An 851-nucleotide genomic window follows, 5' to 3' on the forward strand; every position below is an offset into this window, starting at 1 on the left:
GGTCTAACACTATCTTCTTGGTGCGAAGCACCTTCGAACATAGCGTTCGACCTGACCAATTCTCCAGCATAAAAAAGAGGCTAGCCTCTAATATGCTGATACAATTGGCATGTCAACTCCACCGTTAGGTATCAAAAAATGAAACATTTTATAAAATATGTTGTGTTGTTCGTGTTCTTTTTTATAGGAGTTTCCTCCTTTGCGCTTGAATTACCTCCGCCAGGTGAGTTTGAAATCAAAACTGTTGAGAATAAAGATGTTTTGTATGTTATCCATAAAAAAGAAAATGGCCATATCAGCAATACGCTCATAAAACTAATTCAGTATTACCTTATAAATGAAAGCGATACATATCAGGTGCTTTTCCCTCAATTAAGTTTAGAAAGCAAAGAGATCTCGGGCAGCATCTATGCTATTGGTTATAAAGGCAACCCTAAAGAAACTAAAACGGTAAAAACTCGAACATTGAGTGGAGGGCTATTTGCATCATATATTTACAAAGGAAGCTATCAGACTATTGGCAAAGCAATCAGGAATACGTTTTTAAAAGTTATAACGACAGGGAAATATATTCCGCACGAAAACGAAGAAATTAGATTACTCTATTGGAACAGCATTGATGACAACCACCCAAAAGACTTGATTACTGAAATACAAGTTCGTATTACAAAAATTAGATGACAACACCTAACAAATCATTCCAGCCGACCGCTAACGCGTCAGCTGAATTCAAGCGTTCACACGGCGCTTCGCGCCGTGTGAACGGTGGAGTTGACCTGCGGTCTAACACTATCTTCTTGGTGCGAAGCACCTTCGAACATAGCGTTCGACCTGACCAATTCTCCAGCATA

The 851-nt window shown here is 39.1% G+C and carries 1 protein-coding gene; it reads left to right on the forward strand.

Going from position 1 to position 851, the window contains the following annotated elements; all coding sequences use genetic code 11:
- Positions 1–138: 138 nt before the first annotated feature.
- Entirely contained in the window at positions 139–681 is a 543-nt protein-coding gene (locus tag BTHERMOSOX_RS11690; protein ID WP_138121256.1) for a GyrI-like domain-containing protein, read from the forward strand.
- Positions 682–851: the final 170 nt, after the last annotated feature.

The sequence above is a fragment of the Bathymodiolus heckerae thiotrophic gill symbiont genome, assembly GCF_900128515.1.
Taxonomy (GTDB): domain Bacteria; phylum Pseudomonadota; class Gammaproteobacteria; order PS1; family Pseudothioglobaceae; genus Thioglobus_A.